Annotated in this window: 21 protein-coding genes; 6 read left to right on the plus strand and 15 right to left on the minus strand. The window is 67.9% G+C overall.

Annotation, left to right across the window (positions count from 1 at the left end; genetic code table 11):
• Nucleotides 1-15 precede the first annotated feature (15 nt).
• Together ABD05_RS22630 and ABD05_RS22635 are read left to right on the plus strand one after the other, a co-directional pair.
• Nucleotides 16-324: a DUF3817 domain-containing protein gene (locus tag ABD05_RS22630; RefSeq protein WP_047902299.1), complete on the plus strand. Its 309-nt coding sequence runs from the start codon at nucleotides 16-18 to the stop codon at nucleotides 322-324.
• Entirely contained in the window at nucleotides 321-722 is a 402-nt protein-coding gene (locus ABD05_RS22635; protein WP_047903738.1) for a CopD family protein, read from the plus strand. Before ABD05_RS22630 ends, ABD05_RS22635 begins: the two co-directional genes overlap by 4 nt.
• Before the next feature lie 9 nt (nucleotides 723-731).
• Here the strand turns inward: ABD05_RS22635 and ABD05_RS22640 are convergent, their stop codons facing one another.
• From ABD05_RS22640 to ABD05_RS22650, 3 genes are all read right to left on the minus strand, one after another.
• On the minus strand, nucleotides 732-1,325 hold the full coding sequence (locus ABD05_RS22640) for a hypothetical protein (protein ID WP_047902300.1): 594 nt from the start codon (nucleotides 1,323-1,325) through the stop codon (nucleotides 732-734).
• Nucleotides 1,326-1,515: 190 nt separating this feature from the next.
• A complete protein-coding gene (locus ABD05_RS22645) occupies nucleotides 1,516-2,904 on the minus strand; it encodes an NCS2 family permease (RefSeq protein ID WP_047902301.1) in 1,389 nt (462 codons plus the stop codon).
• 530 nt (nucleotides 2,905-3,434) lie between these two features.
• On the minus strand, nucleotides 3,435-4,112 hold the full coding sequence (locus ABD05_RS22650; RefSeq protein WP_047902302.1) for a TetR/AcrR family transcriptional regulator: 678 nt from the start codon (nucleotides 4,110-4,112) through the stop codon (nucleotides 3,435-3,437).
• Nucleotides 4,113-4,160: 48 nt separating this feature from the next.
• Between ABD05_RS22650 and ABD05_RS22655 the strand changes: the two genes are divergently transcribed.
• Nucleotides 4,161-4,826: an O-methyltransferase gene (locus ABD05_RS22655; protein WP_047902303.1), complete on the plus strand. Its 666-nt coding sequence runs from the start codon at nucleotides 4,161-4,163 to the stop codon at nucleotides 4,824-4,826.
• A gap of 140 nt (nucleotides 4,827-4,966) precedes the next feature.
• Here ABD05_RS22655 and ABD05_RS22660 read toward each other — a convergent pair whose 3' ends face one another.
• The 7 genes from ABD05_RS22660 to ABD05_RS22690 form a co-directional block, all read right to left on the minus strand.
• Nucleotides 4,967-5,485: a DUF3455 domain-containing protein gene (locus ABD05_RS22660; RefSeq protein ID WP_053059966.1), complete on the minus strand. Its 519-nt coding sequence runs from the start codon at nucleotides 5,483-5,485 to the stop codon at nucleotides 4,967-4,969.
• Nucleotides 5,486-5,656: 171 nt separating this feature from the next.
• Nucleotides 5,657-6,661 carry an aldo/keto reductase gene (locus ABD05_RS22665; protein WP_047902305.1) on the minus strand — a complete coding sequence of 335 codons (1,005 nt, stop codon included), beginning with the start codon at nucleotides 6,659-6,661 and terminating at the stop codon, nucleotides 5,657-5,659.
• Between the two features lie 20 nt (nucleotides 6,662-6,681).
• The gene (locus ABD05_RS22670; RefSeq protein ID WP_047902306.1) at nucleotides 6,682-7,797 is read right to left on the minus strand and encodes an alkene reductase; all 1,116 of its coding nucleotides are present in this window, start codon (nucleotides 7,795-7,797) and stop codon (nucleotides 6,682-6,684) included.
• A 69-nt stretch (nucleotides 7,798-7,866) separates the two neighbouring features.
• Nucleotides 7,867-8,673, minus strand: coding sequence for a 2,5-didehydrogluconate reductase DkgB (gene dkgB / locus ABD05_RS22675; RefSeq protein WP_047902307.1), 807 nt, complete (start codon nucleotides 8,671-8,673; stop codon nucleotides 7,867-7,869).
• 150 nt (nucleotides 8,674-8,823) lie between these two features.
• Nucleotides 8,824-9,780, minus strand: a complete 957-nt coding sequence (locus ABD05_RS22680) for an LLM class oxidoreductase (protein ID WP_047902308.1) — start codon at nucleotides 9,778-9,780, stop codon at nucleotides 8,824-8,826.
• Nucleotides 9,781-9,793: 13 nt separating this feature from the next.
• Nucleotides 9,794-10,117, minus strand: coding sequence for a MoaF-related domain-containing protein (locus ABD05_RS22685; RefSeq protein ID WP_047903739.1), 324 nt, complete (start codon nucleotides 10,115-10,117; stop codon nucleotides 9,794-9,796).
• A gap of 31 nt (nucleotides 10,118-10,148) precedes the next feature.
• Nucleotides 10,149-11,351: an MFS transporter gene (locus ABD05_RS22690; protein ID WP_047902309.1), complete on the minus strand. Its 1,203-nt coding sequence runs from the start codon at nucleotides 11,349-11,351 to the stop codon at nucleotides 10,149-10,151.
• Nucleotides 11,352-11,452: 101 nt separating this feature from the next.
• Here ABD05_RS22690 and ABD05_RS22695 point away from each other — a divergent pair, with 101 nt between their 5' ends.
• Nucleotides 11,453-12,397 carry a LysR family transcriptional regulator gene (locus ABD05_RS22695; RefSeq protein ID WP_047902310.1) on the plus strand — a complete coding sequence of 315 codons (945 nt, stop codon included), beginning with the start codon at nucleotides 11,453-11,455 and terminating at the stop codon, nucleotides 12,395-12,397.
• Between the two features lie 100 nt (nucleotides 12,398-12,497).
• On the opposite strand, the gene zwf is transcribed toward ABD05_RS22695, so the two are convergent.
• From zwf to acuR, 5 genes are all read right to left on the minus strand, one after another.
• Nucleotides 12,498-13,973, minus strand: coding sequence for a glucose-6-phosphate dehydrogenase (zwf, locus tag ABD05_RS22700; RefSeq protein ID WP_047902311.1), 1,476 nt, complete (start codon nucleotides 13,971-13,973; stop codon nucleotides 12,498-12,500).
• 260 nt (nucleotides 13,974-14,233) lie between these two features.
• Complete coding sequence (locus ABD05_RS39315) at nucleotides 14,234-14,362, minus strand: hypothetical protein (RefSeq protein WP_261309944.1); 129 nt, start codon at nucleotides 14,360-14,362, stop codon at nucleotides 14,234-14,236.
• Between the two features lie 75 nt (nucleotides 14,363-14,437).
• On the minus strand, nucleotides 14,438-15,016 hold the full coding sequence (locus ABD05_RS22705; RefSeq protein ID WP_047902312.1) for a peroxidase-related enzyme: 579 nt from the start codon (nucleotides 15,014-15,016) through the stop codon (nucleotides 14,438-14,440).
• A gap of 87 nt (nucleotides 15,017-15,103) precedes the next feature.
• Nucleotides 15,104-16,087: an acrylyl-CoA reductase (NADPH) gene (acuI, locus tag ABD05_RS22710; protein ID WP_047902313.1), complete on the minus strand. Its 984-nt coding sequence runs from the start codon at nucleotides 16,085-16,087 to the stop codon at nucleotides 15,104-15,106.
• 45 nt (nucleotides 16,088-16,132) lie between these two features.
• Complete coding sequence (gene acuR / locus ABD05_RS22715) at nucleotides 16,133-16,771, minus strand: acrylate utilization transcriptional regulator AcuR (protein WP_047902314.1); 639 nt, start codon at nucleotides 16,769-16,771, stop codon at nucleotides 16,133-16,135.
• A 218-nt stretch (nucleotides 16,772-16,989) separates the two neighbouring features.
• Here acuR and ABD05_RS22720 point away from each other — a divergent pair, with 218 nt between their 5' ends.
• Nucleotides 16,990-18,180: a M20 aminoacylase family protein gene (locus ABD05_RS22720; protein ID WP_047902315.1), complete on the plus strand. Its 1,191-nt coding sequence runs from the start codon at nucleotides 16,990-16,992 to the stop codon at nucleotides 18,178-18,180.
• A 53-nt stretch (nucleotides 18,181-18,233) separates the two neighbouring features.
• Entirely contained in the window at nucleotides 18,234-19,565 is a 1,332-nt protein-coding gene (locus ABD05_RS22725) for an MFS transporter (RefSeq protein ID WP_047902316.1), read from the plus strand.
• Nucleotides 19,566-19,608: the final 43 nt, after the last annotated feature.

Below are 19,608 nucleotides of genomic sequence, written 5' to 3' on the forward strand. Positions count from 1 at the left end.
CCTTGGGGCCCATCGATGAAACAAGACGATCGCAATGCGTTGCGCAACCTGCAGTACCTGTCGCTGCTGGAGGCGACCACGCTCGTCGTGCTGGTGTGCATCGCCGTGCCGCTCAAGCATCTGGCCGGTTATCCGGCTGCGGTGTCGATCATGGGGCCGATTCACGGCATCGCGTTCGCGATGTACGTGTGGGCGGTCGTCGGCACTGCGTCGAGCGGGCTGTGGAGCAAGAGCGACGTTGCGCGGCTCGTGCTGTCGGCCGTCGTGCCGTTTGCGGGGCTGGCGAGCGCCGGATGGATCGCACGCAGGAGGCGCGCGCAATGATCTACCTGTTGCTCAAGGCCGCGCATGTCGTCGCCGTCGTCACGTTCGTCGGCGGACTGCTGATGTTGTCCGTCGGCATCCGTATCGCCAACCTCGCCGTGCATCGCGCGGTGCGGCGCTGGGATCGCTCGGTGACGGCGCCCGCGCTCGCGCTCGTCTGGATCACGGGGATTGCGATCGCGCTGAGCGGACACTGGTTCGGCGCCGCGTGGCTGTCGGTGAAGCTCGCGGTCGTCACCGCGCTGTCGGCGCTGCACGGGATGCTGGCCGGCACGTTGCGGCGGATGGAACGCGACGATCTCGTCGTCGTGCCGGCGCAATGGCTCGGTCAGGCAGCGGGCGCTGTCGTGGTCGCGACGGGGATCGTCGTCGGGCTGGTCGTGATCAAGCCGTTTTGATGCGTGGACCTACGCCAGCGCCGTTTCGACCGTCGCCAGCATGCGGCGCCGGATCCAGCCGCTCCCCAGCCGGATCGCGAGCCAGTACGGCGTGAACAGCCACCGCGTCTGTGCGGTCGGGCAGTGGATGAAGGTTTCGGTGCGCAGGATGTGCGCACCCGATGCCCGCCCGACGACCTCGAACCGGAGCACCAGCTTTGCGTCGCGCGGGTCGTCGTGGTGGACGAAGGCCGTTGCGTCGGCGATGGCGCGCACGTCGGGCGTCGGGCGCCAGAAGCGTCCGACGAGACCGAGCGACAGCGACGTGTCGTCGCGGTGAAGCAGCGTGAATGTGTGGAAACCGAAACGCTCGCGTCCGCTTCGGGCCGGCCCGTTGCGAAGCGCGTCGACGACGGCCGCCGGGAATTCGCGCACCCTCATCAGTGCATCGATGACCGGATCGGCGCGCATGTCGAGCGACGCGACCGCATCGATGATGCGGGCCGGCTCTGTATCGATCGGCTGCGATTCATGCACTTCGTGGAAGCCGAACGACGGGATGAACGGCGGCTTGCGCGCCGAGGTCCGGGTACTCGATTCGGAGACGATGCCGAGCGCGTTCATGGCGGCTCCTGAAGGCAAAATGCGATCGTAGCACCGGGCGCGGATTCGCGCCGCACCGCGCCGCATCGACAAAAAAAGCCTGGAAACTCGCGTTCCCAGGCCTGGAGACCATCAACGATGATGGTGGAGGAGACGTTGTCGTCCCGATGCGCGCCGTCCTTCTGCCGGCGACGTCGCGCACGATCCGCGGTCAGATTGCCCAGCCGCCGAGATAGAACGTGACGAGCACGGCCGCGATCAGCACGGTGCCGACGTTGAGCTTGCGGAATTCGCCGCTCGCAATGCGGCCGATCACGAGCGTCGAGAAGCCGAGCATGATGCCCGTCACGATGTTCGCGGTCAGCACGATGAACACGGCGCACACGAGGCCCGACATCGCGTCGACCATGTCGTCCATGTGCAGCTTGCTCACGCTGCCGAGCATCAGCAGGCCGACGTACATCAGCGCGGGTGCCGTGGCGTACGACGGCACGAGGCCCGCGAGCGGCGAGAAGAACATCACGACGAGGAACAGCAGGCCGACCACGGCTGCCGCGAGGCCCGTCTTCGCGCCGGCGGCCACGCCGACGCTCGACTCGATGTAGGCCGCCGCCGGCGCGCCGCCGAGGAAGCCGGAGAAGATCGAACTGAGCGAATCGGCGGTCAGCGCGCGGCCGCCGTTGATGATGCGGCCGTTTTCGTCGAGCTGGCCGGCTTGCCCGGCGACCGCGCGGATCGTGCCGGTCGCGTCGAACACGGCGGTCATCACCAGCGCCAGCACGCTCGGCAGCACGGCCATCGACAGCGCGCCCTTGATGTCCATCGCGCCGATCAGCGACGCATGGCCCGGTGCGCTCAGCGACGGCAGCGCGAAGATGCCGTGGTACTTCACGGCCGGATCGAACACGAGGCCGAACACCGAGATCGCGATCACGACGAGCAGGATGCCGCCCGGCACGCGACGCTTCTCGAGGCCGAAGATCGCGGCGAGGCCGACGACCGACATGATGACCGGGAACGCGGTGATCTGGCCGAGCGAAACCGGCAGGCCGGCGCCCGGGTTCTTGATCACGAGGCCGACGTCGTTCGACGCGATCAGCAGCAGGAACAGGCCGATGCCGATGCCGGTGCCGTGCGCGACGCCCGCGGGCAGGTTGCGCAGGATCCACGAACGCACGCCGGTGACCGAGATGCCCGTGAACACGAGGCCCATCAGGAACACGGCGCCGAGCGCGACCGTCGGATGCAGCCCCTTGCCGAGCACGAGGCCGAACGCGGTGAACGCGGTCAGCGAGATCGCGCAGCCGATCGCGATCGGCAGCTTCGCCCACAGGCCCATCAGCAGCGAGCCGAACGCGGTGGTGAGGCAGACCGCGACGAACACGGCGCTCGTGTCGAAGCCGGCCTTGCCGAACATGCCGGGCACGACGAACACGGAATAGACCATCGCGAGGAACGTGGTCACGCCCGCAATGATTTCGCGGCGCTGCGTGCTGCCGCGCGACGAAATGTCGAAGTACCGGTCGATGACTCCCTTGGTGCCAAAGTCAGTTTCTTCCGCGCCGACGCCGACCGTCGGCTGCACCGGGGTATCACTCATGAGCTTGCTCCTTTATCAGCATGCTGAAACGGCCCGTAGCGAGCCGTCGTCAGGGTGTCTCGTATCTGGTTGGGATTGTCGGCAACGTCGTGGGGACGAATGACGCGTGATCCGTGTCGTTACGCGCGAATCGAAACGATCGCGAGTGTGTCGCGTCGTACGACGCGTGGTGTGGTCGACCCCGTCACGTGTGCTTTGCCGTAGCGAAGGTTAGGCGAACCGCCCATCACGTCCCATTGGGGGAAGAGCATGCAGCGCATGTCGCAGCGCTTATATCGGCGTGCAACGGGGCTCCGTCGTGCCGGAACGCGTGTATACGCCTAGTTCGAATCCGTTAAGGCAACTATTTGAATGCGGGGTCGGCGGGCAGGGCGGCAGCGGGTGGTGCATCGGGTATTACGAAAATCTTTCATCGTGGCCGGGAAGGCTGGCGGAAGCGGCTGCGCATGTGGTCGTTCGCGCGCGGTGCGCAACCTGCATCCGGACGATACGGCCGTCGCGCGTGCGCGGTTCACGCTCCCGTCCAGGCATCAATTGTGCGCGAGACGCTCGAGGTACGCGCAAAACATGTCGCTCATGGCCGCCGAATACGCGTCGATTTCCGCGGGCGTCCGCTCGCTTTCCGAAAACGCCTTGCCGGCTGTCGCGAGCGTGGTGGTGATCAGGTCGCACGCGAGCATGCGTGTGGCGTCCGGCGCATCGGGCAGCGCCTCACGCATGAACGTCTGGAAGATCCGGTTGCCGGCCGCCTTCGCTTCCTGCGCCTCGGGCGCGTCGCGATAGAGCGGTGCGGCGTCGTCGAGCGCAATGCGCATGCGCGCCTCGTCGCATTCCGAACGGATGAACGCGTGAACGGCCGTGCGCAGCCGCTCGGGCGGCGTTTGACTCGCGTCCTCCAGCATGGCGCGCAGCATCTCGGACGTCTGCCGCCATTCGTCGTGCTGCAGCCGGAACAGCACGGCCGCCTTGTTCGGAAAGTACTGGTACAGCGAGCCGACGCTCACGCCGGCCCGCTCGGCGACGCGCGCCATCGTGAAGCGCTGCGCGCCTTCGCTCGCCAAAACCTGAACAGCGGCCTGCAGGACGTCTTCGACTAGGCGGGTCGAACGCGCCTGCCGGGGCTGTTTGCGCGTGGCGATCCGGGCGTTTCGGCGGTCGGTCATGAGCGGTTTGCCAATGCGAATAGTAAAACCTGAATAGTTCGTCATATTCTAGTCGGGTGCAACGACGCACTCAACCCGATCCAGGAGATTCGCATGACCACCCTGATTCTCGACCCGCTCGCCTCGCTGCTGGACCGCCTGTTCGAAGAGGCCGACGCGTCGTCGCCCGCGACGAGCCCGGCGTTCGCCGGCATGACGCATGACGAGCATGCGCGGCTGATGCGCAGCAAGACCGACTACGTCGACTTCTATGCGCGCCTGAAGGACTTTCCGCTTGCCGTGTCGCGCGACACGGGCACGCTGCTGTACATGCTGGCGCGCAGCAGCGGCGCACGCGCGATCGTCGAATTCGGCATGTCGTTCGGCATCTCGACGCTGCATCTCGCGGCCGCGCTGCGCGACAACGGCGGTGGCCGGCTGATCACGAGCGAGTTCGAAGCGTCGAAGGTCGCGCGGGCGCGCGAGAACCTGGCGGCCGGCGGGCTGGCCGATCTCGTCGAGATCCGCGAAGGCGATGCGCTGCGCACGCTGGCCGCCGATCTGCCCGAAACGGTCGACCTGCTGCTGCTCGACGGCGCGAAGGCGCTGTATCCCGACGTGCTCGCGCTGGTCGAGCGCCGGCTGCGGCCCGGCGCGTTTGTCATCGCCGACAACGCGGAATACAGCCCCGACTACCTCGCCTACGTGCGCGCGCCGGAAAACGGCTATCTGTCGGTCCCGTTCGGCGGCGACGTCGAACTGTCGATGCGCACGCGCTGACGCGCGCGCATCGTGTCCTGGCCGGAACGATGACGATGAAGACGCCGGGCATCCGATCGGAAAATGCAGGATAACTGATCAAATGGAAGCGCTGCGAGCAGCCTGACAGCGGCGTCCACGCTTCTGGACGCCGCCGCGCGTTATTTCAAGAACACGTATCGCGCGAAATACGGAAAGCGGCCGATCGCATGCTCGGTCGCACACGTCGCTTCCGGCGGCGTGCCGCCCGCGGTATCGAGCCGCTGTACGAAACGCACGCCGGCGAGCGTGCCGGTTGCGGCCGGCGTCGCGGCGAGCAGGAGCTGCGGAATGCTGCCCGGGCGCGCGCTCGGCGCTTCCGCGAGCTTCTTGCCGGTGATGCGGCTGCCGTCGAGCGTTTCCCACGACGGCCCCGCGCCGTGCCGGACGACGAGCGCGCCGCTGGCGTCGAACAGCATCGCTTCCGGGCGCTGGAACGCCCACGCGAGCCGGTGTCCGGCGTCGTATTCGCATGCGTAGATCTGCACGCCGGTCGCGGTCGTCGACAGCACCGGCGACGCCGGCTGGGGCGGCGCGAGACTGGCCGCATCGTCGGCGTAGGCCGACGCGGCGCAAGCGGCGAAGGAAAGGCCGGCCGCGAGGGCCCGCAGCATGTCGCGTTTCGGGGAGCGGCTTGGCATCGCGGGGCGTCCTTTCAGGTCGGGTGACGGTCGTGCGGAGTCGAACCCGTAAACGTTAGACGGCGATTGCGCAGGCTGCAATTCGGAAATGGCAATCGCGGCGATAGTCGCCACGATTGCCACGCAATGGTTGTGCGCGACCGCTCGTCGCGGCGGCCGCGCGCAAGCGCCTCAGGCCGCGCCGGCCGGCGTCGGCGCGTGTTCCGCGATCAGGCGCTCGGCCTTCAGCGCGTCCCACAGCGCGGCCGGAATCGGCGCCGACGCGAGCCGGAGGTTCTCGTCGATGCGATCGGGCCGGCTCGCGCCGGGGATCACGGCCGCGACGGCCGGGTGCGCGAGCGAGAACTGCAGCGCCACCGCGCGGACGTCGACACCGAATCGTTCGCTGATCTGCCGGATGCGCGCGACGCGGTCGAGCATGTCCTGCGTCGCCGGCTGATACTCGAAGTGGGTGCCGCCGGCGAGCACGCCGGAGTTGTACGGACCGCCGACGATGATGCCGAGACCGCGTGCGGCGCTTGCCGGCATCAGCCGTTCGAGCGCGCCCGCATGGTCGAGCAGCGTGTAGCGGCCGGCCAGCAGGAAGCCGTCCGGATCCGAGCGTTCGAGTGCGAGCTCGCACGGTTCGATCCGGTTCACACCGAGGCCCCAGCCCTTGATGACCTTCTCGTCGCGCAGCCGCGTGAGCGCCCTGGCCGCGCCCGACATCGCGACGTCGAACACGTCGAGCCAGCGCTCGCCGTGAAAGTCGATGGCCGGATCGTGGATCCACACGGTGTCGAGCCGGTCGGTACGCAGCCGCTTCAGGCTCGCTTCGATCGAGCGCAGCGTGCCGTCCTCGGTGTAGTCGTAGACGATCTTGTTCGGCAGGCCATGGCGGAACAGGCCGCCCTTTTCGCCGAGATCGCGTTGCGACGCATCCTCGTGTTCGTCGAGGACCAGCCGGCCGACCTTGGTGCCGAGCGAATATTCGTCGCGCGGACGGCCGGCGAGCGCTTCGCCGAGGCGCAGCTCGGCGAGGCCGGCGCCGTACAGCGGTGCCGCGTCGAAGTAGCGGATACCGCTTTCCCACGCCGCGTCGACCGTGGCCAATGCTTCTTCGTTCGGGATGTCGCGATACATGTTGCCCAGCGGCGCCGTGCCGAAACCCAGGCGGGAAGGAAGCGTGATTCTCATGTCGGATTCCTGTGGATCGTTCACGCGGCGGCTTGCGCGAGCGTCGGATAGTCGGTGAGGCCCGGTGCGCCGCCGCCGAACAGCGTGTTGCGATCGTGCGGTGCGAGCGCGGCGCCGGTGCGCAGGCGCTCGGGCAGGTCGGGGTTCGCGACGAACGGGCGGCCGAATGCGACGAGGTCGGCCCAGCCGGCGGCGATCGCTTCGCGCGCGCGCTCGGCGGTGTAGGCGCCGGCATAGATCAGCACGCCAGGGTACGCGGCACGCAGTTGCTGCTTGAATTCGACCGGCATCAGCGGTGCGTCGTCCCAGTCGGCTTCCGCGATGTGCAGGTAGCCGACGCCGAGTTCGCCGAGCAGCTTCGCGGCGGCGAGGTAGGTCGTTTCCGGATCGTCGTCGACGCAGCCGTTCAGCGTCGTCAGCGGCGCGAGGCGGATGCCGACGCGCGACGCGTCGCCGGTGCCTTCGATCAGCGCCTGCGCGACTTCGCGCAGGAAGCGCAGCCGGTTTTCCAGCGAGCCGCCGTACGCGTCGGTGCGCGTGTTCGCGTTCGAGTCGATGAACTGGTTCACGAGATAGCCGTTCGCGCCATGCAGTTCGACGCCGTCGAAGCCGGCCTCGATCGCGTGGCGTGCGGCGGCGCGGTACTGGCCGACGATCTCGCGGATCTCGTCGATCGTCAGCGCGCGCGGCTCGGACGCCTGCACGAAGCCCGGCGTGCTGCCGTCTTCAGCGGCGACGAACACGTTCACGCCCTTCGCCTGGATCGGCGACGACGACACGGGTTGCCGGCCGCCGAGCAGGCTCGTGTGGCTCAGCCGGCCGACGTGCCAGAGTTGCGCGAAGATGCGCCCATGCGCGGCATGCACCGCGTCCGTCACCTTGCGCCAGCCGGCGACCTGCGACGGCGTGTGGATGCCGGGCGTCCATGCGTAGCCTTTGCCGAGCGGCGCGATATACGTGCCTTCGCTGACGATCAGGCCCGCGCTCGCGCGCTGCGCGTAGTACGCGGCCATCAGTTCGTTGGCTTCGTCGCCGGGCTGGCTCGCGCGCGAACGCGTCATCGGCGGCATCACGATGCGGTTCGGCAGCGTCAGTGCACCGAGTCGCAGCGGTTGGAAAAGCGGGTCCTGGGTCATGATGAATTCCTGTCGGTGCCGCGGCCGTCTGGCCGCGGACGGGTCGAATGTCGAATGGCGGGCGGCGTGTCAGTCCCACTTCGGCGCGAGGCCGGCCGGGTCGACTTCGCGGCCGTTGCGGTCAAGCGCGGCGATTTGCGCCATGTCTTCGTCGGTCAGGCGCAGCGTTTGCGCGAGCAGGTTGCTCGCGAGGTTCTCGCGCTTCGTCGACGACGGAATCACCGAGTAGCCGAGCTGCAGCGCCCACGCGAGTGCGACCTGCGCGGGCGTCGCTTTGTGACGTTGCGCGATCGCGCCGATCACCGGGTCGCCGAGCACCTTGCCGTATGCGAGGGTCATGTACGACGTCACGTGGATGCCTTCGCCGTTCAGGAACTCGACGAGCTTGCGGTTCTGCAGGTACGGGCTCAGTTCGATCTGGTTCGTCGCGATCGCATCCTTGCCGACGGCCGCGATCGCTTCCTTCGTCAGTGCGATGTTGAAGTTCGAGATGCCGATCCGGCGCGTGAGGCCCTTTGCCTTCGCATCGGCCAGCGCGGTCATGAACGTGTCGAGCGCGACGCCGTTGTCCGGGGCCGGCCAGTGGATCAGCGTCAGGTCGACATGGTCGGTGCGCAGCTTGCGCAGGCTTTCTTCGAGGCTCGGAACGAGCTTGCCCGGCGCGTAGTTGTCGACCCAGATCTTCGTCGTGAGGAACAGGTCTTCGCGGCGCACGCCCGATGCGGCGATCGCTTCACCGACTTCGGCTTCGTTGCCGTAGATCTGCGCGGTGTCGATCGCGCGGTAGCCGACGTCGAGGCCGTTGCGGACCGAGTCGATGACGACCTGGCCTTGCAGGCGGAAAGTGCCGAGGCCGAATGCGGGAATCTTGCTCATCGTGTGCTCCTGGGAGAGGGGAACGGTTGCGGTATGCGAGTCATTCTGGCGCTTGGGACTGATGAGATAAACGCCTTTAGAGGTCAAAAATATTTGATTTGAATTCAAATATCGGTCGTGAGCCGGGCCCGCTGCGGAACGTTGCCGGCCTTATGCGACGTGTGTTTGCGCGCTCGCGCTCGCATTCGCATGGAACGCCGGCAGTACCTCCGCCGCGATTTCGGCCATCGTTTCGTCGAGCGGGCGGCGGTTGCGGCGGAAATGCAGGCCGATGTGCCGCACGCCGGCGTCGCGCATCGCCGCGAGTTCTTCGGTCAGCGCGATGCGTCCCGCGCGGGCGCCGAAGCGGTGCCGCTGCAGCGGTTCGTGCGGGTCTTCCGCGAGGTCGAGGTGGATGAAGCTCACGTACGGCTTGTCGCCTGCCACGGCGCGCCAGTTCGCGGCGCGCTGCGCATGGTCGGCCGGCGTGCCCGGATACGCGAGGCAGCCGTCCATGTGCTCGCCGATCCATGCCGGCGTCTGCTGCGCGAGGCCCGCGACGAGCAGCGGCACCGGCGAACGGGCGGCGGGCAGCACGTCGAGGCCGGGCGGCAGGTGCCCGCGCGCGCCGTCGCGCAGCAGTGCGATCTGGTCGCGGAAATTCGCGCCGCGCGATGCGAAATCGCGGCCGAACAGCGGATATTCGACGGGACGGTCGCCGCTCGCGACGCCGAGCAGCAGGCGGCCGCCGCTCAGCTCCTGGATCGTCGCGGCCGATTTCAGCGTCAGTAGCGGTTCGCGCAGCGGCAGCACGACGGCCGCCGTGCCGAGCAGGATGTCGCGCGTGATGCCGGCGAGGTAGCCGAGATACGAGAACGTTTCGAACACCTGCGCGGCGTCGCCGAACGACGGGTCGTACACCGGCACGTCGCGCACCCAGAGCGCGCGGAAGCCGAGCGTGTCGGCCAGTTGCGCGAGCTCCGCGTGGATGGCGAGGTCGGGCACGCCGGGACGGCGGCCGTCATGCTGGCGCCTTGCGTCGCCGGCCGGCGACCAGTCGTTGTCGAGCGGCAGTTCGATGCCGACGCTGAAGCCGCCGTCGGCGAGTGTGTCGAGAGAAGTGGACATGGTCGGGCTCCGTTCAGACCGCGCGCAGGCTGCCTTCGAGGCGGTGGAAATCGAGCGACGACGCGGTGAAGAACGAGCGCGACGTGCCGGCGGCGAAATCGTCGATATGCACGACCGTCGCGCGGTCGGCTTCCTGCCACGAGATCGCGTAGGTCTCGCCGGCGATGTGCTGCCACGTGCAGGCGACTTCGCCCGTCGCGCCGGCGTACGCGCCTTCGGTGATCTCGTAGCGCATGCGGCGGCCGTCCTCGTCATACGCGTTGAGCGCGGTGAGGCCGTCGTAACGGACTTCGAATGTCTTGCCGGCGAACGGCGGACGCCGGGTCGATGCGTTCATGCTGATCAGCTCCTGCAAAAAGGTGTGACGTTCAATGGGCGAGTTCGACGGGTTCGGCCGTGCGTTCCGGCAGCCCGTGGTGGCGGTCGAGACGGCCGCTCAGCGCGGTGAGCGCGAACGCGCCGAGCGTGACGACCGCGGCGATCCACGGCGTGTGGCCGAGGCCGACGTTCGCGACGATCAGGCCGCCGAGCGACGAGCCGCCCGCGACGCCCAGGTTGAACGCGGCGATGTTGAAGCCCGATGCGACGTCGGTGGCGTCCGGCGCGAAGTGGCGCGCCTGCTTGACGACGTACACCTGCAGCCCCGGCACGTTGCCGAACGCGACCGCGCCCCACGCGAGCATCGTCAGCACCGCGAGCCATTTGACGTGGATCGTGAAGGTCAGCGCGAGCAGTACGATCGCGAGCAGCAGGAAGATCCGCTTGAGCGCCTTCACGGGGCCGACGGCGTCCGCGAGCTTGCCGCCCCACACGTTGCCGAACGCGACCGACACGCCGTAGCCGACGAGCACGAGGCTGACCTGCGACGGCGTGAAGCCGGCGATCTGTTCGAGCAGCGGCGCCATGTACGTGAACGCGATCAGCGAGCCGCCGTAGCCGACGGCCGTCATCGCAAAGACGAGCAGCAGGCGCGGCTGCGCGAGCACGCGGAGCTGGCGGGCGAGCGGCGCCGGCGGCGTTTGCGGCAGCGCGCGCGGCACGAATGCGACCGCGCCAAGGAACGCGACCAGGCCAAACAGCGCGACGATCAGGAAGGTCGCGCGCCAGCCGAAGTGCTGGCCGATGAAGGTGCCGAGCGGAATGCCGGCGACGAACGCGACGGTCATCCCGCTGAACATCGTCGCGATCGCGCTGGCCGCCTTGTCCTTCGGCACGAGCGTGGTCGCGATGATCGACCCGACCGAGAAGAACACGCCGTGCGCGAGGCCGGTGAGGATGCGCGCGACGATCAGCGATTCGTAGCCGGGCGCCTGCCATGCGACGAGGTTGCCGACGGTGAACAGCGCCATCAGCGCGGCGAGCAGCGTCTTGCGCGGCACGCGGCCGGTGAGCGCGGTGAGGAGCGGCGCGCCGATGGCGACGCTCAGCGCGTACAGGCTGACGAGCAGGCCGGCCGACGGCAGGCTGACGCCGAGGTCGGCGCCGATCGTCGGAATCAGCCCGACGATCACGAATTCGGTGGTGCCGATGGCAAAGGCGCTGATGGTCAGCGCAAGCAGGGCGAGTGGCATGATGGGATCCTGGTTCCAGTAAGGATGGATCGCAGTGTGCCGACTTTACTTTTGCGGAAAAACTGGTCTATAAACCAAATTGTTTTGATTTCAAATCAACAATGAAAGTCACGCTCGACGAACTCCAGGCCTTTGCAGCCGTGGTCGACACCGGTTCGATCACCGCTGCCGCGCAGCAGCTCGACCTCACGGTGTCGGCGACGAGCCGCACGCTCGCGCGGCTCGAGGAGAAGCTGAAGACCACGCTGCTGCGCCGGACCACGCGGCGGCTCGAACTGACCGAGGAGGGGCGCGCGTTCCTGCAGGACGCGCGCGCGATCATCGAATCGGTCGAGAACGCGGAGGAGCAGATGCTCGCACGGCGAGAGATGCCGTCGGGGCGCCTGCGCGTCGACGCCGCGACGCCGTTCATGCTGCACGTGATCGTGCCGCTGGTGCGCGGCTACCGCGAACGCTTCCCGAAGGTCGAGCTGGAGCTGAACAGCAACGAAGGGATCATCGACCTGCTGGAGCGGCGCACCGATGTCGCGATCCGGATCGGCCGGTTGAAGGATTCGACGCTGCACAGCCGGCGCATCGGCAACAGCCGGCTGCGCATCCTCGCGAGCCCCGCGTATGTCGAAGCGCACGGCCAGCCGCGCAAGGTCGAGGATCTCGGCAAGCACACGCTGCTCGGCTTCACGCAGCCCGAATCGCTGAACGTGTGGCCGATCCTCGGCACCGACGGCGAGCCGTGCCGCATCGAGCCGGGCATCTGGTCGTCGAGCGGCGAGACGCTGCGGCAGCTCGCGCTGGACGGCGCGGGCATCGTCTGCCTGTCGGATTTCATGACCGCGCAGGATCGCGAAGCGGGGCGGCTCGTGCAGGTGCTCGCGCGCCAGACGCTCGATGTCGAGCAGCCGATCCATGCGGTGTACTACCGCAATACCGCGATCTCGTCACGAATCGCGTCGTTCGTCGACTACATGATCGAGGTGCTGGGCGGCGGCAGCAGCGGCAGCGATGCGCCGGCGCGGCGCAAGGCCGCGTGGCTGGAGCCGCGGTAGCGGCGGCGGGCGGCTTGCGGGGGAAGACGGAGGAAAGCGGGGCGGGCATGCGCCCCGATTGGCCCGGCGTGCCGCGCGGCGGCACGCCGTCGTGCTGCGGTTACGCCTCTTCGGACCAGGACATGCCGTCGCGCGCGAGCAGCGCCGACGAGGCCGCGGGCCCGAACGTGCCGGACGTGTACAGGCGCGGCCGGTCGCCGAGCTGCTTCCAGCCGTCGAGGATCGGCTCGACCCACGACCATGCGGCTTCGAGCTCGTCGCGGCGCATGAAGTGCGTGAGGCGGCCGCGGATCACGTCGATCAGCAGCCGTTCGTACGCTTCCGCGCGCCGCTCCGGAATCGCCTGCTGCAGGTCGAGGTTCAGGCTCACGGGCACCATGTTCATCCCGCTGCCCGGTTCCTTCGCGAGCATCTGCAACTGGATCGACTCTTCCGGCTGGAGCTGGATCACGAGGCGGTTGCCGTAATGGCGCGGGCCGGTCGGGATGATCGAGAACGGCATGTCCGCGAACTCGATCACGATTTCCGACTGGCGGCGCTGCAGCCGCTTGCCCGTGCGCAGGAAGAACGGCACGTTCGCCCAGCGCCAGTTGTTGATGTGCGCGCGCAGCGCGACGAAGGTTTCCGCGCGGCTGTCCGCCGGCACGTTGTCTTCCTCGAGATAGCCCTTGACCGGCTGGCCGTCGACCGCGCCGGCCGTGTACTGGCCGCGCACCGTGTCGCGCGCGACGTCCGACAGCGCCATCGGCCGCAGCGAGCGCAGCACCTTCAGCTTCTCGTCGCGCACCGCGTCCGGGTCGAGCGACACGGGCGGCTCCATCGCGACGATGCACAGCAGCTGCAGCAGGTGGTTCTGCACCATGTCGCGCAGCGCGCCCGTATGGTCGTAGAAGCCCGCGCGGCTGCCGACCCCGACCGTTTCCGCGACCGTGATCTGCACGCTGCGGATGTTCGGCCCCTGCCACAGCGGCCCGAAGATCGGGTTGCCGAAGCGCAGCACCATCAGGTTCTGCACGGTTTCCTTGCCGAGATAGTGGTCGATCCGATAGATCTGCGATTCCTCGAAGTGCTTGCCGACCGCATCGTTGATCGCCTTCGCGGATGCGAGATCGTGGCCGAGCGGCTTTTCGAGGACGACGCGCGAGCGCGCATCGACGAGGTGCGCGGCCGACAGGTTGTCGCAGATCGTCGTGAACAGCTCCGGCGACGTCGACAGATAGAACACGCGGATCGCATCGCCGCGCGCCGCTTCGGCGAGCCGCAGGTAGTCGTCCGGCGCGCTCACGTCGATCAGCACGTACTTGAACAGGTCGAGGAAACGGCTCCACGCGTCGGCGTTGAACGCCTTCTCGTCGATGAACGGGCGCGACTGCTCGTCCATGAACTTGCGATAACCGTCGATGCCCCAGTCGCGGCGGCCGACGGCGATGATGCGCGTCTCGGGCGGAAGGTTGCAGTGCAGGTGCGCCATGTACAGCGCGGGCAACAGCTTGCGGGCGGCCAGGTCGCCGCCGCCGCCGAAGATGATCATGTCGACGGGCCGGTCGGCCGCGGTCTGGGTAGGCTGATTCGTCATGGGAGGTTCGCGTCTGAAACGGTGAGCGTGGAACGAACGTCGAAGGCGCCGGGCGCCGGTACGGCAAAACCCTAATAGTGCACGCATTTGATGGATCGCGTGTGTGTCCGTTTCCTGTCGCGCAACTGGTGGATGGGTCGCAGGCGGTGCGGGCGCTGAAGGAGCCGGGCCGCTGCCGGAGCGGGCGAGCGGCATGGGCGGTCGTCGGGCGGCGGCTCGCCGGCAGGGTGTGGCGCCGCCGGCCTGCGAGCCGCGTCGCCTCACTCGATCGGTACGGTGCCCGGCATACGCATCCGGTACAGCGACACGGCCTGGATCGCGAGCGTACAGACGGTCGCGAAACCGTCGGCCGGAATCGGGTCATGCCGCGTGAGCGTCAGGCTCGGCACATGAAAGAACGCTGCGAAGCTCGGCAGCCCGGTGGCCGTCCCGCCCGCGTGACCGCACGACTGCCCGCCGAGCGCTCAGCGCCCCAGCGCGTAAAACTCCGCGTTCGGCCGCATGTTCGTCACGTTCGCGATGCGATTGGACATGCCGAAGAAAGCCGAGATCGCCGCGATGTCCCAGATGTCTTCTTCGACGAAGCCCTGCGACTTGAGCGTGTCGAAATCCGCTTCGCCGACCTGGTGCGCGGCCTGCGACACCTTCATCGCGAAGTCGAGCATCGCCTTCTGCCGGGCGGTGATGTCGGCCTTGCGATAGTTGGTGGCGACCTGGTCGGCAATCAGCGGATCCTTCGCGCGAATGCGCAGGATCGCACCGTGCGCGATCACGCAGTACTGGCACTGGTTCACGCTGCTGGTGGCCACGACGATCATTTCCCGTTCGGCCTTGCTCAGGTTGCCCGGCTTGTCCATCAGCGCGTCGTGGTAAGCCATGAACGCGCGAAACTCGTCCGGGCGATGCGCGAGGGTCAGGAAGACGTTCGGGATGAAGCCCGACTTTTCCTGGACGGCCGCGATGCGTTCGCGAATGTCCTCGGGCAGGTCTTCGAGCGCGGGCACGGGAAAGCGGCTGATGGGGGCGGTGTTTGCGGCGGTCATGAGGTCTCCTGGATAAAACGGCACGGGCGCGCTCGATGCGCGGGCGCGGCCGTCCGAAAAATGAAGCGCCGGTGGTCGGCGACGACGTTACGCGTTGACGTCGACGACGATACGGCCGCGAACCTTGCCGGCGATCAACTCCCCGGCAAGCGGGATGACGTCGCCCAGGCCGACCTGGTGGCTGATCTCGCCCAGCTTCCCGACGTCGAGATCGGACGCGAGCCGGCGCCACGCCTCCAGGCGGTCGGCGCGCGGGCACATGACGCTGTCGATCCCGACGAGCGTGACGCCGCGCAGGATGAACGGCATGACGGTCGCGGGGAAATCCATGCCGGCGGCCAGGCCGCAGGCCGTCACGACGCCGCGGTACCGCGTGGTCGCGCACACGTTGGCGAGCACATGGCTGCCCGCCACGTCGACCGCGCCCGCCCATCGTTCCTTGCCCAGCGGCTTGCCGGGCTCGCTGAATTGCGCCCGCTCCAGGATCTCCGCCGCGCCGAGCTGCCGCAGGTAGTCGGCATCGGCGGGGCGGCCGGTGACGGCGACGACGCGGTATCCCAGCCGCGCGAGGAGGGCCGTGGCGACGCTGCCTACCCCGCCTGCCGCGCCTGTCACCACGATCTCGCCGTCGTCCGGGCGCACGCCATGCCGCTCCAGTGCCATCACGCACAGCATCGCGGTGTAGCCCGCCGTGCCGATGGCCATCGCCTGTTGCGGCGAAAAGGCGGACGGCAGCGGCACCAGCCAGTCGCCATCGACGCGCGCCTTCTGCGCCAGGCCGCCCCAGTGCGTTTCGCCGACGCCCCAACCGTTGAGCACGACCTGGTCGCCTGGGCGATAGTCGGGGTGCGTGCTGTCCTCGACTTCCCCGACCAGATCGATGCCGGGCACCATCGGGAACTTGCGGACCACCGGGCTCTTGCCGGTGATCGCCAGCCCGTCCTTGTAGTTCAGCGTCGAATAGCCCACGCGTACCGTCACGTTGCCGGCCGGCAGCTGCGCGTCGTCCAGCGTCTCGAGCCGCGCTTGCTGGCCGGTTTCATGCCTGTCGATCACGATGCCTTGAAACATGCGTCCTCCTTTCTAGACCGATCGTCTAGTTAATGGCAAAAAAATTCAGCGGCGGGGCAGCCCGTTGAAGAAGAACTGCGCGAACAGGGCCAGCGGCGTATCGCTGCGCTCCAGCTTCGCGCGCAGCACGGCGCCTTCCCAGCCGATCCAGAAGAATGCGGCGAGTTCGGCAGGGTCGGCCGAGCCGGCCAGTTCGCCGACTTGCTGCGCGGCGGCCAGACAATCGGCGAGGCGGCGTTGCCAGTCCTCGAAGGTGATGCGCAGGCGTGCGCGGAAGCTTTCGGGCAGCGCGCCCATTTCCTGCCCGAGGTTGCCGATCAGGCAGCCCCGGCCGTATTCGTAGCGGGCCATGCCGTCCCGGGCATCGTCGACGAACGCGCGCACGCGCTGCAACGGCGAGCGCGCCGCGTCGCTGAAATGGCGGTCCAGCTTGCGCGCGAAGAAGTCGGCATAACGGTCGATCAGTTCGAGGCCGAACGCTTCCTTGCTGTCGAAGTAGTGATAGAAGGAGCCCTTGGGCACCCCGGCGCGCCCGAGGATCTCGTCGAGCCCGGTGGCCGAAAACCCCTTCTCGGTGAGCACTTCCAGCCCCGTGCGCAACAGCATGTCCCGCGTGGCGACGAGGTCTTCATGCTGCTTCGGTGGCCTGCCGCGACGGCGAGGCGGATCAGTTCGAACGTCCATGCGCGAATAATAGACCGTTTGTCTCAAAAATCAACGGGCGCGTGTCGATCGCATCCGATGAGGCACGGACGGCGAGCGACGCCCGTATTAACCCTGATTAACAAACCTTATCGCGGTGAAAAATTCCGCATCTTATTGAACCGATATCGGCTCGATATAGTGGCTCGCTTTCCCGCACGCACCGGTTGCGTGTGCAGACAAACAGCAGGAGCCCCTTGATGACCACCGATACCCGATTCACCGAAATCGAGGATCTGATGCCCGCCGCCGGCGGGTTGCGCGAGATCCGTCACCACATCCACCACCATCCCGAGCTTGCATACGAAGAGCACGACACGGCCGCGCTCGTCGCCGAGAAGCTCGAACAGTGGGGCTGGCAGGTGACGCGCGGGGTCGGCAAGACGGGCGTCGTCGGCACGCTGCGCGTGGGCGACGGCACGCGCAGCATCGGCATTCGCGCCGACATGGATGCGCTGCCGATCGTCGAGGCGACCGGCCTGCCGTATGCGAGCGGCACGCACGGCAAGATGCACGCGTGCGGCCACGACGGCCACACGACGATGCTGCTCGGCGCCGCGCAGCATCTCGCGAAGACGCGCAACTTCTCCGGCACCGTGCACCTGTATTTCCAGCCGGCGGAAGAGCACGGCGTCGACAGCGGCGCGAAGAAGATGATCGACGACGGCCTGTTCGAACGCTTCCCGTGCGACGCCGTGTTCGGCATGCACAACCATCCGGGCGCGGCGCCCGGCGTCTTCCTCACGCGGCGCGGCCCGTTCATGTCGGCCGGCGACAAGGCGATCATCACGATCGAGGGCGTCGGCGGCCACGCGGCGCGGCCGCACCTGACGGTCGACCCGGTCGTCGTCGCGGCGAGCATCGTGATGGCATTGCAGACGATCGTCGCGCGCAACGTCGACCCCGCGCAGCCGGCGGTCGTCACGGTCGGCTCGATGCACGCGGGCACCGCGAACAACGTGATTCCGAACGGCGCACGCCTCGAGCTCAGCGTGCGCTCGTTCAGCCCCGACGTGCGCGCGCTGCTCAAGCGCCGCATCGTCGAGCTGGCCGAAACGCAGGCCGCGAGCTACGGCGCGAGCGCGAACGTCGAGTACATCGAAGGCTACCCGGTCGTCGTCAATACGGATGCCGAAACGGATTTCGCCGCGCAGGTCGCGCGCGAGCTCGTCGGCGACGCGCACGTGGTCGAGCAGACCGACCTGCTGATGGGCAGCGAGGATTTCGCGTTCATGCTGCAGCAGCGGCCGGGCTCGTTCGTGCGGCTCGGCAACGGCGAAGGCGAGGACGGCTGCATGGTGCACAACCCGAAATACGACTTCAACGATCGCAACCTGCCGATCGGCGCGGCGTTCTGGACGCGTCTCGTGGAGCGTTACCTGGGGCAGTGATCGCGGTGGCGCGCGGCCGGCGCTTCCGGCCGCATTGAGAGGAGAATAAAACGATGCAGAAAGACCATCTCGCGCTGCACCCCGCATCGGCGGGGGCCGCCGAAGCCGGCGCAACCGGCGCGCCCGCCGTCACGCGGCGCGGTGCGATCGCGGCGGCCGTGATCGGCAACTGGCTGGAATTCTTCGATTTCACCGTGTACGGCTTTTTCGCGGTGTTGATCGGCAAGCTGTTCTTCCCGTCGAGCGATCCGACCACGTCGCTGCTGCTGTCGGTCGCGACGTTCGCCGCCGGCTTCTTCACGCGGCCGCTCGGCAGCGTCGTGCTCGGCGTCTACGCGGACCGCAAGGGGCGCAAGGCCGCGCTGAACCTGACGATCATGCTGATGGCGCTCGGCACGGGCCTGATCGCGATCGCGCCGACGTATGCGCAGGTCGGCATGGCCGCACCGCTGCTCGTCGTGTTCGCACGGCTGATGCAGGGCTTCTCGCAGGGCGGCGAATTCGGCGCGGCGACCACGACGCTGCTCGAACAGGGCGGCACGTCGCGCCGCGCGTTCCGCGCAAGCTGGCAACTCGCGACGCAGGGCGGCGCCGCGCTGATGGGCTCCGGTTTCGCGGCGCTGCTGTCGAACACGATGACCAAGGATGCGCTCGAAAGCTGGGGCTGGCGGCTGCCGTTCCTCGTCGGCGTGCTGATCGCGCCGGTCGGCATGTATCTGCGCCGCCGGCTCGCGGACGATGCGCCCGGCGACAGCCATCACGGCATCGAGCGCGGCGTGCTGCACGAGCTGTTCTCGAAGCACACGCGCACGGTGCTGCTGCTGATGCTCACGGTGATGGGCGGCACGGTGTCGACCTACATCCTGACCTTCTACATGCCGACTTACGCGATCCACACGCTCGGCCTGCCGATGAAGCTGTCGATGTTCGTCGGCGTCGCATCGGGCTGCGTGATGCTGGTCACGTGCCCGCTGTTCGGCTTGCTGTCGGACCGGATCGGCAGCCGGCGCGTGCCGATCTTCGTCGGCCGCGGCGTGCTGGTCGTATTGCTGTTCCCGGCGTTCTGGCTGATGAACCATCATCCGACGCTGTCGGTGATCCTGCCGCTGACCGCGCTGATGCTGCTGTTCTATTCGCTCGGCTCGGCGTCGGAGATGGCGCTGATGTGCGAGTCGCTGCCGCGCCATGTGCGCGCGACGGGCATCTCGATCGCGTATGCGCTCGCGGTGACGATCTTCGGCGGCACCGCGCAGCTGATCGCGACCTGGCTCGTGAAGACGACCGGCAGCAAGCTCGCGCCGGCCGGCTACGTGGCCGCGTGCGTGGTGCTGTCGCTGATTGCGGTCGCGATGCTGCGCGAGACGGCTCAGGAGTCGATGGACTGACGGGCGGTGCGACGGGCAGCCGGCGACAGGTTGCCGGCGACAG

The organism is Burkholderia pyrrocinia (assembly GCF_001028665.1).
Lineage (GTDB): Bacteria > Pseudomonadota > Gammaproteobacteria > Burkholderiales > Burkholderiaceae > Burkholderia > Burkholderia pyrrocinia.